Annotated in this window: 7 protein-coding genes; 4 read left to right on the top strand and 3 right to left on the bottom strand. The window is 71.7% G+C overall.

Going from position 1 to position 14965, the window contains the following annotated elements:
• Positions 1-53: 53 nt before the first annotated feature.
• Positions 54-1238: a 4-hydroxybenzoate 3-monooxygenase gene (locus tag AMK10_RS14495; RefSeq protein ID WP_073748193.1), complete on the bottom strand. Its 1185-nt coding sequence runs from the start codon at positions 1236-1238 to the stop codon at positions 54-56.
• Positions 1239-1391: 153 nt separating this feature from the next.
• Positions 1392-2147, bottom strand: coding sequence for an IclR family transcriptional regulator (locus AMK10_RS14500; protein WP_073748194.1), 756 nt, complete (start codon positions 2145-2147; stop codon positions 1392-1394).
• 153 nt (positions 2148-2300) lie between these two features.
• Between AMK10_RS14500 and AMK10_RS14505 the strand changes: the two genes are divergently transcribed.
• The gene (locus AMK10_RS14505; RefSeq protein WP_073748195.1) at positions 2301-2843 is read left to right on the top strand and encodes a class I SAM-dependent DNA methyltransferase; all 543 of its coding nucleotides are present in this window, start codon (positions 2301-2303) and stop codon (positions 2841-2843) included.
• 61 nt (positions 2844-2904) lie between these two features.
• Here AMK10_RS14505 and AMK10_RS14510 read toward each other — a convergent pair whose 3' ends face one another.
• On the bottom strand, positions 2905-5319 hold the full coding sequence (locus tag AMK10_RS14510; protein ID WP_241839540.1) for a glycoside hydrolase family 9 protein: 2415 nt from the start codon (positions 5317-5319) through the stop codon (positions 2905-2907).
• A gap of 592 nt (positions 5320-5911) precedes the next feature.
• Between AMK10_RS14510 and AMK10_RS14515 the strand changes: the two genes are divergently transcribed.
• The 3 genes from AMK10_RS14515 to AMK10_RS14525 all read left to right on the top strand — a co-directional run bounded on the left by AMK10_RS14515 (position 5912) and on the right by AMK10_RS14525 (position 14929).
• A complete protein-coding gene (locus tag AMK10_RS14515; protein WP_073748196.1) occupies positions 5912-8482 on the top strand; it encodes a S8 family serine peptidase in 2571 nt (856 codons plus the stop codon).
• Complete coding sequence (locus AMK10_RS14520; protein ID WP_073748197.1) at positions 8482-11409, top strand: FG-GAP repeat domain-containing protein; 2928 nt, start codon at positions 8482-8484, stop codon at positions 11407-11409. The genes AMK10_RS14515 and AMK10_RS14520 overlap by 1 nt, the downstream gene beginning before the upstream one ends.
• 79 nt (positions 11410-11488) lie before the next feature.
• Entirely contained in the window at positions 11489-14929 is a 3441-nt protein-coding gene (locus tag AMK10_RS14525) for an ATP-binding protein (protein ID WP_079180787.1), read from the top strand.
• Positions 14930-14965 lie beyond the last annotated feature (36 nt).

Genomic DNA, 14965 nt, shown 5'->3' on the forward strand with positions numbered 1-14965 from the left:
CTCCCCGGGCGGCGGCGAGTACCGACAGACCCCGCCCGCCCGCGCGGTGCCCGTCAGGCCGGCACGGGCCCCGGGAGCGGCCAGCCGGTGTACGCCTCGGCGAGGTAGGTGCGGCCGGCGCGTGACTCGACGACCGAGCGCAGCTCGCCGAGCTGGCGCATACGGTCGAAGTCGCTCGCCCCGGGCTGGAGATGCAGCATGCTCGTCATCCACCAGGAGAAGTGCTGCGCCTTCCAGATGCGCTTCCGCGCGGTCTCGGGGAAGGCGTCGAACAGGGTCTCGTCGTGGTCCACCAGCAGCGCCCGCAGTGCCTCGGTGAGCAGCGCGACATCGGCGACCGCGAGGTTCATGCCCTTCGCGCCGGTGGGCGGCACGGTGTGCGCCGCGTCGCCCACCAGGACGACGCGCCCGCGGCGCATCTCGTGCGCGACGAAGCTGCGGAAGCGCAGCACGTCCCGCTGGAAGATGGTGCCCTCATGGAGTGTGGTGCCGGGGACCCGCGCCTGGAGCATCTCCCACAGCTGTTCCTCGGTGTACGCCGCGGTGTCGGTGTCCGGGTCGCACTGGAAGTACATGCGCTGCACGTCGGGGCTGCGCTGGCTGATCAGGGCGAATCCGTCGGGCGAGTTGCTGTAGATGAGCTCCTCGGAGCTGGGCGGCGCCTCGCAGAGGATGCCGAACCAGGCGAACGGGTACTCCCGGAAGTAGCCTCCGTACGCGCCCGTCACGGCCTCGCGCGCGACGCTGCGCGAGCCGTCCGCGCCGACCACGACATCGGCCTCGATCTCGACCGTGTTGCCCTCGGCGTCCTTTCCGACGATGCGCGGCCGGGGCGTCTCCGCGTCCTTCACGCGCGTGGCGGTCACACCGAAGCGGAGGTCCTGCCCGGCGGCCAGACGCGCGGCCACGAGGTCCTTCAGCACCTCGTGCTGCGGGTACAGCCACACGGCCCGGCCGACCGTGTCGGCGAAGTCGATCCGGTGGCCCTCGCCCGCGAAGCGCAGCTCGATGCCCTCGTGCTTCTGCCCGACCGTGAGGACGCGCTGCGACGCGCCCGTTTCGGTGAGGATCTCCACGGTGCCCTGTTCGAGGATGCCGGCCCGGATGGTGGTCTCGATCTGCTCCCGGGTGCGGGAGTCGACGACGACCGACTCGATGCCGTGCCGGTCGAGCAGGTGGGACAGCAGCAGGCCGGCGGGGCCTGCGCCGATGATGGCGACGCGGGTGCGTTCGGGCATGACGTCTCCTTTGACGCGGGGTGGGACGCAACAAGCGCGGAGTACAGGGAGTTTGGTGCCGGAAACCTCCGCTGGCGACGTCGATTGCCATTGAACGGGAAGCGACTTTCGAGGAGGCGCGCGCCGGAGGCGTGCCGCGCCTCCGGCGCCCTCCTACGGGCGCTGCGCGCCGTACGCCGCGGTGATGCCCGCAGCGGCGGCGCGGAGCTCCTCGATCGCGGTGCCGACCGGCGCGTCGCGGGGCAGTACGACCGAGAGCGCGGCCATCACGTGGTCGGGCCGCTCCCGTACGGGCACGGCGACCCCCGTCGACACGCCCTCGACCGAGCCCGGGGCCACGACGACCCCTTCGCGGCGGATGCGGGCCAGATCGCGGCGCAGCCGCGCGGGGTCGGTCACCGTCTCGGGCGACACGGCTTCGAGCGGTCCGGCGAGTACGCGTTCCCTGAGCTCCTCGGGGCCGTACGCGAGCAGTACGAGCCCCGACGACGAGGCGTGCAGCGGCAGGCGGCCGGCGACCCGGGTGATGTTCGCGCCGGCCTTCGGGTGCGACAGGCGCTCCACGAAGAGCGTCTCGCCGTTCTCCACCACGGCGAGCTGGGTGTGCTCCCGGATGCGGGCCTGGACGCGCTCCATGAAGGGCAGAGCCGCCTGCCGCAGCCGGAGCGCGCGTGAGCCGCGCAGGGCCAGTTCCCACAGCCGCATGCCCAGACGCACCCGTTGGTCCTCGTCGCGCTCCAGCAGCCCGCACTCCACGAGCTCGGCCACCATCCGGTGGGCGGTGGACGAGGGGAGCCGTGCGCGCCGCCCGATCTCCGATGCCGTCTGCACCGTACGGTCCGTGTCGAACGTCTCCAGGACGCGCACGATCCGCTCGGTGAGGGTCTCCCCGGAGGGTGAGTTGGCCATCGTCCTTCTCCGCTTCAGCCGCCTGCGCCGTGTGCAGGTGATTCTGTGCGATGTGCGCGGGTGAAAGTGGAACATGTGGCCTCCGGCCTGCTCCGCCACCGGTCCGCCGGGCCGCCCGGGTGACCCGGCCGCCGGCTGTGGCACCGTGGCCCCATGAAGTGGAACGGTGAGGAGTACCAGCAGCGGTTCGACCGGATCGAGGGCGAGGGAGGGGACGTGCACGGGGAAGCGGATCTCGTGCGCTCCCTGGGACCCGCGACGGTCCTCGACGCGGGATGCGGCACCGGGCGGGTGGCCGTCGAGCTGGCCCGGCACGGACTCGCCGTGACCGGGGTGGACGTCGACGAGTCGATGCTGGCCGTCGCCCGGCGTCTCGCCCCGGAGATCCCGTGGCACCGGTGCGATCTCGTGCGGCTGGATCTGGGGGAGACCTTCGACGTGGTGGTGATGGCCGGAAACGTGCCCTTGTTCACCCCGCCCGGTACGGAAGCGGAACTGGTGGCCGGCGTGGCGCGCCACGTGCGCCCCGGCGGACACCTCGTCGCCGGGTTCTCGCTGGACCGTGGCTACACCCTCGACGCCTACGACGCGCACTGCCGGGCGGCCGGACTGCTCCCGGAGGCACGCTACGCGACCTGGGAGCGGAGCCCCTTCTCGGGCGGGGACTACGCGGTCTCGGTGCACCGCATGCCCTGAGACCGCGAACGTGCGGGGCGGAGGCCGTTGAGTCGGCCTCCGCCCCGCACGGTTCTGGCCGTCAGGAGCAGCTGACGCCGTTCAGGGTGAACCCGGTGGGCGCGGAACCGGGTGTCCCCGATCCCTGGAAGCCGAACGAGGCCGAACCGCCGGGCGGAACCTTCCCGTTGTGACCGGCGTCGGTGGCGGTCACGACAGCTCCGGACTGGGTGGCGGTGGCGTTCCAGGCACTGGCCACCTTCTCGGAACCGCTGAAGGTCCAGGTGAGTCGCCAGCCGTCCACGGGTGTGCTGCCGGTGTTCTTGACGGTCACGTCGGCGGTGAACCCGCTGCCCCACGACGAGCCGACCTTGTACGTCACCGAGCAGGCGGCACCGGCGGACGGAGTCTCGGTCGGCGTAGGCGTCGGAGTGGGGGTCGGCGTGGGAGTGGGCGTGGGAGTCGGGGTCGGGGTCGGGGAGGGGGACTCACCGGGTTCGCCGTCGGGCAGCTCACCCCACTGCTGTGACGTTCCGTCCAGCAGCACCAGTCGCGGAGCGTCCACGGGGGTGGAGCCCGGTGTCGTCGGCAGGCCCGCGTACGACCAGTCGTTCGTCGGGTCCCAGGCGCCCGGGGAGGCGATCCGGAACTGGACCTCCTTGCGGTAGGCCGACTGCCCGGCCGGGGCGATCACCGTGTTCGAGCAGTCCACGCTCACGTAGTAGACGTCCCCCTCGTACTGCTTGGCGCCGGAGGCCGTGCCGCACTGGTTGTAGTTGGTGGTCACCGTGATGCCCGCCGGCGAGACCCCGGGCTCCAGGGTGAAGTAGTAGCGCAGCGAGGCGTTCTTCAGCGGCCGGGCCGGCCAGGCCGACTTGTTGATCAGGTACGCCTTGATCTCGGTGAAGTTCGCCCCGGACGCGTTCACCGACGCCTGGGCCAGCACCTCGGGACCGTCCTGTGTCTCGGCCTTCGGGAACGAGGCGAGCGGGGCGCCGCCGTACTCGGCGTACAGCCTGGCGAGGGCACCGGTGAAGGCGGCGTTGTAGTCGGTGGCGACCTCGTTGTTGGTGTAGTTCTGCCGGTCGTCGGTGTAGGAGTCGTCCGCCGCGCCAGGTCCGCCGACGAGCGCGCCGTACAGGACGTGACGGGTCTCGACCGGGTTGGTCATCTGGTCGGTCCAGGACCCGTGCGCGGTCCGGTGGTGCGGCTTGGTGGGCGGGGTGGCGCCGAAGCCGACGACATAGCTGGCCTTGCGCGGGTTGTCCCCGAGGGCGTAGTCGATCTGGCGTACCGCGAAGTCGTGGTAGCGGGCCTTGCGGGTCGCGTCACCGGTGAGCCAGTCGCTGTAGGAGAGCGCGGCGAAGGCGGTGTTCGCCGCGTAACGCAGCGAGCCCCAGGAGTCCAGCACGGCCTGCCCGCCGGGGGAGTACGCCACCTTGGCGCCGTTCACCCCGGTCGTCCACCAGTCCAGCCAGCGGTTGGAGTCGTCGATGTACCGCTGCTTCCCGGTGAGCTTGGCGAGCAGCACGTACGAGCCGTACGAGGTGTCGTCCCAGGAGAGCGTCCACCGGTAGGAGCGGGTGGAGGTCTGCGGCTCCGTCGACAGGCCGTCGTAGTACGACTCGGCCTTGGCCAGGTAGGAGGCGTCACCGGTGGCCTTGTGGAGCCAGATCGCGCCCCACACCAGCTCGTCCTGGTAGCCGCTCCAGGAGTTGTAGTACGACTTCGCGTCGGTGATGCAGTCGCTGTACTTGCCGCGGTAGGTGTCGGCGAACGAGTAGAGCTGCTTCGCATGGGTGAGGAGCTTCGCCGCGTACGCCGGATCGTCGTCGGTGAACAGCATCGAGGAGGACGCCATCGCGGCGGCCGTCTGCCCGGCCAGGTCGGTGCCGGGGCAGGAGGCGTCGATCTTGTACGCGGGCCGGGCCATGGACATCACCTCGGCGGGGCCCCACCACTTGTGGTCGTCGCCGCCGTTGCCGACCTGCCCGTAGAGCACGTTGGCGGAGGGGTGTGCCTTGACGAAGTAGTCGTTGACGAAGCGCAGGTTGTCCTTCAGGCGGGCCAGCTGTCCGGACGCTGCGTAGGCGTCCTTCTGCTCGATACCGCCCCAGGCCAGCACCGTGGCGCTGTAGGCCATCGGCAGGCCGAACTTCACGTGGTCGCCGGCGTCGTACCAGCCGCCGGTCAGATCGAGCCCGACGTCCTTGCCGTCGTCCATGCCGGAGTCGCCGCGCCAGGAGACACGGTTGTCCCCGGGCAGCTTGCCCGAGCGCTGGGCCTCGTAGAAGAAGAGCGACTTCTGCAGGGCCTCGCCGTAGGCGAACGCCGGGGCCGCCTGGGCCGGGGTTGCGGCCAGCGGCATGAGTCCGGCGGCGAGCAGCGCGGCCACGCCGGCGAGGGTGACTCCCAGGCGGGAGCGGGCGGTGGTGCCCGGCGGGGCGTGGCGGGATGTCGATCTGTGGAACGCGCGGGGAAGGGAGGGCAGTCGCAACGGATCGTCCTTCGGTGCGGCGGGCGGCGGGTGGAGCCCAGGGGCCGTGCCGGACCGGCTGAAGGCATGCCGGACCGGACCGGCGGGGCGGTGGTGCGGCTCGTGCGGAAGTGCGGCGTGCGCGGGTGCTGAAACGGTGCGGCGTGCGGCTCGTGCGGGTGTGGCCAAGGGTGCTGGACATGCGGGGCGTGCGGCTCGTGCGGGTGCCGTGGGACGGGGCCGGCGCGGGGTGACACCGGCCCACGCGGAAACGTCGGCAGCCCGGAGCGACGTCAGGCGCGACGGGCGTGGGAGCGCTTCCACGGACGTGCTCATGAAGCCAGCACGGGCCCGCCCTGTCAACGGGGCGCGTAGGGAGAGAGGGGATTCGCGGGGGTGGGGCGCCCCAGCCGGAGCCAAGGGCTGTCCCCGGCCGGGCAGCCCGTGTACCGGCGGGCGTGGTCCGGGGAACGCCCGCTTGCGGTACGGATCTGCCCGGGAACCACCGTCCCGGCACGCCGTGTTCCGCTCCCCGGGGCAGCCGGTAATGGCTCAGTAACGGCCCCTCCCTAGCGTTCGCACCCTCCCGTACCGTCCCAGGAGGAGCACCCTGATGCACCTGCCCCGAACCCCCCGGCGCAGATCTGCGGCGTGGGCGACGGCCGCCCTCACCTCGGCCGTCCTGCTGACCGGCGCGCTGCCCGCCGCTGCCGCCGACAGTGCCCCGTCACCGAAGATCGATTCCACTCTGCTCGAAGCGGTGGACAAGGGCGGCGAGGCGTCCTTCTTCGTCGTCCTCAAGGACAAGGCGAACCTTTCCGACGCCAAGAAGCAGAAGACCCACGCCAAGAAGGCGAAGGCGGCGTACAAGGAACTGCGATCCCACGCCGACAAGAGCCAGAAGTCCCTGAAGACCTTCCTCGACAGGAGGAAGGTCGGCCACCAGGACTACTGGATCGCCAACACGGTCAAGGTCACCGGTGACCAGGCGCTCGTCGACGAGTTGGCCAAGCGCCCGGACGTGGCCTCGATCGTCAAGGAGCGGACCTTCAAGCTCGACGACATCGAGACCTCCGACAAGAAGGTCACCACGTCGCGCACCGCCGCCCTGGGCACGGACTCCTCCGCCGACGGCACCGACGCCCCCGCCTGGGGTGTGTCCGACATCAAGGCTGACCAGGTCTGGGACCAGTACGAGGACCGCGGCGAGGGCATCGTCATAGCCAACCTCGACTCCGGTGTGCAGTTCGACCACCCGGACCTCGTCGCGAACTACCGTGGCAACAACGGCGACGGCACCTTCAGCCACGACTACAACTTCTACGACGCGACCGGGGTGTGCACCACCGCCGCCCCGTGCGACAACAACGGTCACGGCACCCACACCATGGGCACCATGGTCGGCAAGAACGGCATCGGCGTCGCGCCGAACGCGAAGTGGATCGCCGCCAAGGGCTGCGGCACCGACCAGTGCGACGAGCAGGACCTCCTCGACGCCGGCCAGTGGATCCTCGCGCCCACCGACCACAACGGTCAGAACCCGCGCCCGGACCTCGCCCCCGACATCGTCAACAACTCCTGGGGCGGCGACGACAACGCCTTCTACAAGGACATCGTCGAGGCCTGGAACTCCGCGGGCATCTTCGAGGCCTTCGCGGCCGGCAACGACGGTGACGGGGTGACGTGCTCGACGACCCACCCGCCGGGCTCACAGGTCGCCTCCTACGGTGTGGGCGCGTACGACTCCGCCGGCAAGATCGCCAACTTCTCCGGCTTCGGCCCCTCGCCGATCGACGGCGGAGCCAAGCCGAACATCGCAGCCCCGGGTGTCCAGATTCCCTCCACCTGGCCGGGCTCCTCGTACAACACGATCGACGGCACTTCGATGGCCACCCCGCACGTGGCCGGCGCCGTCGCGCTGCTGTGGTCCGCGGCCCCCTCGCTGATCGGCAAGATCGACGAGACCCGCGCACTGCTCGACGAGGGCGCACGCGACGTCGACGACACCCACTGCGGTGGCACCGCCGGCATGAACAACGTCTGGGGTGAGGGCAAGCTCGACATCCTCGCCTCCGTCGAGAAGGCACCGCACACCGCGGCCACCGTCACCGGCGCCATCACCGACAAGGCGACCGGCAAGGGCCTGAACAACATCACCGTGAAGTCGACCGACGCCGCCGGCGCCGTCCGCACGGTCACCACCGGCACCGACGGCACCTACCGCCTGCCGCTGCCCGCCGGGACCTACACCTTCGACTTCACCGGCTACGGCTACGCGGCCGGCTCGGCCGAGGACGTCACCCTCGCCGAGCGGCAGGACTACAAGCAGGACATCGCGCTGACCGCCGTCCCGGCCCACAAGGTCGCCGGCACCGTCCTCGACGTCACCGGCAAGCCGCTCGCGGGCGCGACCGTGGAGCTGAACGGCACCCCGCTGGGCGCCGTCACCACCGATGCCAAGGGCACGTACGCCTTCGCCCAGGTCGTCGAGGGCACCTACGGCCTCGCGGTCAAGCCCGCGGCTCCGGTCCTCTGCAACGGCGTCTGGACCGGCGGCGCTGTCGTCGGCGCGGCCGACCTGACCAAGAACGTGCAGGTCCCCAACCGCACCGACGCGTCCGGGAATGTCTGCGCCCCGGCCACGTACTCGTGGATCGCGGGCTCCAAGAAGGTCGCCCTCTCCGGTGACGAGGACTCCGCGAACGTGGCGCTGCCCTTCTCCGTGAAGCACTACGGCGTCTCGTACTCCTCCGCCTCGGTCACCACCGACGGTCTGGTCAACTTCCTGTCCGCCCGCGTCGGCGACTACAACAACACCGCGCTTCCCACCGTCGGCCACAACGCGGTCAAGGGCATCGCGGCCCCGCTGTGGAACGACCTGACGCTGGACAAGAAGTCCTCCGTCCAGACCGCCACCACCGGCACCAAGGGCAACCGGAAGTTCGCCATCGTCTGGAACAACGCCGCCTACGCCGACGGCACATCGGGCCGCGCCACCTTCGAGGCCGTCTTCGACGAGGCCACCGCCGGTGTGACCTTCCAGTACAAGTCCGTCGCCGACCAGGGCGCGGGCGCCACCGTCGGCATCGCCGACCAGGCGGGCACCGACGCCCTCCAGTACTCCTACAACCAGTCCGTGATCGCCGACGGCACCGCCGTCAGCTTCACGCAGGGAGCCAAGTGATGAGAGCCCTCCACTCGCGGCGCGCCCTGGCGCTCGCCTCCGGTCTGGTCGCGGCCGGTCTCTGCCTGACCGCCGTCCCCCAGGCGCTGGCCGCCGACGGCGACAGCGGCTCGGCGATGAAGCTGACCAGCGCCCAGGCCGAGAAGCTGGCCGCCAACGTCAACCTCGACCCGTACGTCAAGGCCGAGGACACGACCGGCACGCAGAAGAAGGCGACCACCGACACGGCGAAGGCCGGCACCGACGCCGTGTCCACCGACGTCGACCCGGCCACCAAGGTCACCATGACCGCGAAGTCCACGCTGGAAGGCGTACGCGGCCTGGGGGCCACCGTGCCGGCCGGCAGGAACGGCGAGTACTTCTCCGTCAACAGCATGGGCAACGTCCAGCTCCACGCCGCCGACGGCAGCGAGACCTGGGCCCGCACCAGCCGCTCGTACTTCACGGACTGGCAGGTCAAGCCGCTGCAGGTGTGGCGCGTCGAGCCCTACCCCCCGCAGATCCTGATGGGGTACAACGCGGTCTCCCCCTTCTCGCCGAACTCCGAGTCCGGATATGCGGCGGGCGACCTGACCGGTGACGGCGTTCCCGACCTGGTCTTCTCGGCTCTGGTCGGTGCCACCCCGTACCCGCGGGCCTTCACCTCCCCGGGGTCGGCCCTGAGCACCGGCACCTTCGTGACCGTCCTCGACGGCAAGACGGGTGCCACGGTCTGGTCGAAGCTCTACAACTACGCCTCCATGGTGAAGATCGTCGACGGCACCCTGCTGATCGCCGACGCGCCGCGGATGAGCGGCGACGCCAAGGTCCCGGCCGATGCCACCGCCACCCTGACCGGCATCCGGTTCTCCGCTGCGGACGGCAAGCTGACGCCGGCGCAGACCTGGACGTTCGACACCATGGAAGCCCGGTACACCAACTGGGCCGACATCCAGGACCTCGGCAAGGGCAAGGTCGCCGTCTCCTGGAACCTCGCCAAGGCCGACGGTGTCGACGGGCGCGGTCACATCGCCGTGCTCGACACCACCGACGGCTCCGTCGCCTGGCGGACCGACAGCGTGCTGTACAACCGCATGCTGCGCCTCGACCCCGCGCGCAAGCGGCTCGTGGCGATCGAGCAGGCGGACGTCAACGACGCGGTGCGTTACGAGGTCGCCGCGTACGACGTGAAGACCGGCCACCGTGCCACCCTGAGCGCCCGGGACAACGTGGTCCCCACCGCGCTGACGGTCGGCGACCTGGGGGCCAAGGCCGGCGACGAGTACGCCGTCTCCGAGTCCTCGTTCGACGAGAACATGGCCGTCAACGCCGGCACCATCCGCGTCGTCAGCGGTGACAGCGCGGACAAGCCGCTCTGGTCGTACACGACCAAGAGGGATGCCGAGAACGGCCGTGACGCTCCCAGCACCTGGGGTCTCGGAGTCATCGACGGCAAGCTGGTCGCCTCCGCCCAGAACGACTGGAAGATGTACGAGCCGGAGAACCGCGGCAGCCTGCGCTACGCGTCGCTGACCGTCTTCTCCGGCAAGGGCAAGGTCGCCTGGCGCTCCAAGGAGGTCGAGGCCTCGCCGATGTTCCAGGACCTGTTCACCGACGCCCAGGGCTCCCACGTCCGGGTCATCGACCAGGAACAGAACATCCGCACCTTCAAGCTGGGCAACGGCAAGACGGAGAAGGTCACCCCGCTCCAGGGCGACATCGCCTACGCCAAGAGCGCCGACCTGAACAAGGACGGCGAGAACGACCTGGTCATGGGCGGTTCGTCCAACGGCGTCTGGGCCTACTCGGGCCCGTCGCTGGTGAACGGGTCCAAGCCCGAGAAGCTCTGGCAGGCCACCGTCCCGGGCGGTGTCCACGACATCCAGCTCGGCGACGTCAACGGTGACGGCAAGCCGGAGATCGTCGTCGCGGCCGACACCGCGACGGTCGTCCTCAACGGGAAGACCGGCAAGACGCTCGCCACGATCGACGGCGGCGGCCAGTTCGTCCGCTCGGCCCGGCTCGCCGACCTGAACGGCGACGGCGAGCAGGACATCCTCGTCGCGACGGACGCGCTGCGCGCCTACTACGGCGACGGTCACGCCATCTGGACGTACAGCGCCCCCGCGGACGCGGGCGACGTGCGCTTCTCCGACCCTTCGGTCAACGACGGCCGGGTGTACGCCTCGTACTCCAGCCTCAACTCGCTGGACATGGCCGAACCGGTGACCGGGGCGGTCGCGCTGAACGCCAAGAACGGCAAGGCCCGCTGGGCGCAGGCGCCGAAGCAGCCTGCCACCGCCACCACCCCCATCAGGACGGCGGTCGCCAACGAGGGTGTCTTCGCCTCCCAGGAGATCCCGTACGCCGACGGGCACGCGGTGATCTACACCTGGACGGTCGATGCGCCGTACGACTTCGGTGACGGCCTCGATCACGGCACCGGGTCGCAGAACGTCTTCGAGATCCGGGACGGCCGCACCGGAGAGGCGCTGAAGTCCTGGATCTCCGGCGGTCTGTGGACGCACTTCAGCTACTTCGCGAAGGACGGAGTGCTGTACCAGGGCGGCACGGCGTCCTTCCGCCGCTTCGGCGCGGACGGCACGTTCACCCAGCAGGGCGTCTCGCCGCAGTCCTACGGCGGCGGCTTCCTCACCGGCCCCGGCGGGCGTTCGCTGCTGGTCGCCGGGGCCGAGGCCGGCCTCTACCTCTGGGACCCGAGCATCATGGACTCCGAGGACTCCTGGGCCCCGTCCGTCGGGAGCATCGGTGCCACCAACGGTGCCCGCAACTACTTCGCGGGTGACCTGGACGGCGACGGTGTCGACGAGGTGCTGTCGCTGAACAGCGACGACTCCGGGATGGACCGCACCGCGGGCCAGTCCGGCGGAGGCTACTTCCTGACGGACAACGGCATCCACCAGATCACGGCGTACAAGCTGTCCTGATCCGGGTCGTCCGCATGCTGAGAACCCCCCGGGCGAGGCCCGGGGGGTTCTCAGCATGCTCGGTTACAGTGGCGCCCTCATGAACGCGCAGCAGCCAGACAGCACGGTTTCAGCCACACCGCTGCTGCGTCTGCACCTTTTCGGCGGTTTCGCGGTAACGCGCGACAGCGGTCCGGCCCCTGCCGAGCGCTGGACGCGCCCCAGCGCCCAGACTCTCGTCAAGCTGCTCGCCGTCGTGCCCGACCACCAGCTCCACCGCGAGCAGGCCATGGAACTCTGCTGGCCGGACGCCGACCCCCAGTCCGCGACCGGCAGTCTCCGTGTCGCGCTGCACGCCGCGCGCCGTGCCCTGGAGCCCGAGCTGGTGCCCCGCGCCACTTCCTCGTACCTGATAGCCGACGGCTCCCTGCTGCGACTGGATCCGGCCACCGTACGGATCGACGCGGACGAGGCGGAGACCGCGGCGCGGGCAGCTCTGGCGGCGCGGGACGCCGACGCCCTCGCCGCCGCACTCGGTCTGTTCGCCGGGGAGCTGCTCCCCGAGGACCGGTACGCGCCCTGGGCGGAGTCACGCCGCGACCAACTCGTCGCCCTGCGCGAGGAGGTGCTGCTCGCGCTCGCCTCCGCACACCTGGCCCAGGGTTCCGTCGGCGAGGCGGTCGCCGTGGCCGAGCAGGTGCTCGCGGCCAGTCCCGCGGACGAGCTGGCCCACCGCATCCTCATGGGCGCGTTCCTGCGGCAGGGGCTGCGCCGTCGGGCGGTCCAGCAGTACCACGTCTGCCGTCGGCTGCTCGACCAGGAGTTCGGGGTGCGGCCGGGCCCCGAGACGGAACGCCTCCATCGGCAGGCACTGGAACCGGGGCGGGCCCCGGCACCGTCGATTCCCTCACTCCCCGCACTCCTGCGGGCGCCCGCCGCCATACCGCTCCACGGCCGGGACGGCATCCTCGCCGCGCTCCTCGCCGAGGAAGGGCCCCCGGTGAGGCTGCTCACCGGCGAGGTGGGGGTGGGCAAGACCCGGCTCGTGGGTGAGGCCGCCCGACGCGCGGCGGCCACGGGTACGGCCGTCCTGTGGGGTGCCGGGCACGACGAGGAGGGCCACACGCCCTACGGGGTGTTCGCCGAGGCGCTCGATGCCTGGCTCGCGGAACGAGATGTCGGACACCGGGCCCGAGTCGGGACGGAGTACCCCGAACTGGCCTCCTTCCTCCCGTCTCTCGGCCGGGTGCGCGAAGGGGGCGGGCGCAGCCCCGAGGAGGAGCGGGACAGGCTCTTCCGGGTCACCTCCGCCCTGCTGGCCGAACTGGCCGCCTCCCACCCGGTGCTCGTCGTCCTCGACGACCTGCACGCCGCCGACGCCGGCTCGTACCAGCTCCTCAGCCATCTCGCCCGGCGGGTGGCCGACACCGGGATGCGCCTGCGCTTCCTCGTCACCTGCCGGGAGGAGGAGCTGCCCGACGGCGACCCGCGCAGCACCGGACTCGTGTCGATGCTGCGGCAGGGGCTTGCCGCGCGCGAGAGGGTGGGGCCCCTGGACCGGGACGCCTGCCTCGCGGTCGTCCGGGACGCGACACGGGCGGCGCCCGCCCCGGCCGTGCCGGACGGGGGCACGGAGGCGTCACCCGGAGCCGTCGCACGCCCCGCCCCCGACCCGCGGATGAGCCGCGTGTGGGAACTCTCCCTCGGCAATCCGCTGTACGCCGTCGAACTCGCCCGGGGACTCGGCGACGGTCTGCCGGCCGCCGTCGCGTCGGACGGAGTGCGGCAGCTGGTGGGGGAGCGGCTGGGCCGCCTCGACCCGGACACCCGCCGGGTCGTCGAAGCACTGTCCGTCGCCGGCGGCGAGGCCGCGCTGTCCGAACTCCTCGACGTGGCGGCGAACGGCCTGAGTCCCGCGGTCTCCGGGCCCGTCGCCGCCGACGCCCTCGAACGGGCGGTGGCCGCCGCACTCGTCGAGGAACGGCAGGTCGTCGTCTCCGGGCGTCCCGAGGCGGGCGTGGCGTTCCGTCACCCCCTGGTCCGTCTCACCTGCTACGACCGCCTCTCCGCGATCCGCCGCCGCCAGCTGCACGGCGCGTTCGCCCAGGCGGTCCTGCGCCGCCGCCCCGACGCCGTCGACGCCCTCGCCTCGCACTTCGCACGCGCCGACGACTCGCGGGCCGCCGAGTACCTCCGCCGGGCGGCCGAACGCGCGGCTGCCCTGTACGCCAACGACAGCGCCGACCGCTACTACCGGGACCTGGTCGACCGCCTCGACGTCGACGCGGCCCGGGCCCGGCTCGCCCACAGCCAGGTGCTGCGCAGGATGGGGCACTTCACCGAGGCCGCAGAGGTACTCCGCCTCGCGCTCCGCGAGTTCGTACGCCGTGCCGACCACGACGACACGGTGCTCGCCGCCGCCCGGCTCGCCGAGACCCTGCTCAAGACCGGGGCCCCCGACGCGGGCCGTCAAGTGCTCCGGGACCAACCGGTGGGCCCGGACACGGCGGCCGGGCCCACGGCCGACCACTTCCTCGCCCTCTCCGTGATCTGCGGCGTCCAGGGGCTGTACGTCGAGGGGTTCGAGGCCGCCAGGAAGGCCCTGGACGCCGCACGTCGCGTGCCCGGGGCGCAGGGCCAGGGCCTCACCGCCCGCTGCTACACCCTCCAGGCCAGGAACCTCGCCCTCGCGGGCCGCTTCGACGCGGCCCGCGAGGCCGCCGACCACGCGCTCGCTCCGGCGGAGGCCTACGGGGACCCGACGCTGCTGGGCCTGGTCCTGTCGACCCTTCGGGAGAACGCACGCCGCGGCGGCCGGCTGCGGGAGGCCGTGGGCATCGGGCAGCGCGCCCTCGACCTCGCCGAACGGTCCGGTGACCCGACCGCCGCGGCCTTCGAAAGGGCCAACCTCGCGGAACTGCGGCTGATGCTCGACGAGACCGAGGAGGCGCGGGCCCTCGCTGAAGCCGCCGTCGCGGGTGCGGAGCCCAACGACGCATGGTGCCTGCCCTACGCCCTCGCGACCCTGGCGCTCGTGCGCATGCGCTCGGGTTCCCTCGTGGAAGCCGCGTCTCTGCTGGACCGGGCGGAGCGCTCCGTCGGTGTCCCCGGGGACCAGCAGGCCGACTTCGAGATACGCGCGGCCCGGGCCGAACTGGAACTGCGCCAGGACCGCCCGGAGTCGGCCCTGAGCGCCCTCGGATCCTTCACGGTCGACGCACCGGTGCTGACGGCCTGGGGCGAACTCCGCTCCGGCCGCGCGGACACGGCGAGGGGCCTCGCCTCCGCGGAGGCGGTACGGGCGGAACGCACGGGCGAACGGCTCGCGGAGGTGGACGCGCGGGTGGCCCTGGCCGCCGCTCTCGCCCTGCTCGGCCGCACCGACGAGGCCCGGGAAGCCCGCGCCCGCGCCGAGACCGACGCGGCGTCCCTGCCGTACCCGGCGGGGATACGTCAGGCGGAACTGGCCCGGAGCACGCGAGCCGTCCGCACCTCCACCCCCGACGGCCCGGCCCGGGTGGACCCGCGCACGGAAGGGTAGTTCACCTCAGGGTGGGCGGCCTCCCGGCCGTGAACA

Source organism: Streptomyces sp. CB02058, from assembly GCF_001905505.1.
Classification (GTDB): Bacteria; Actinomycetota; Actinomycetes; order Streptomycetales; family Streptomycetaceae; genus Streptomyces.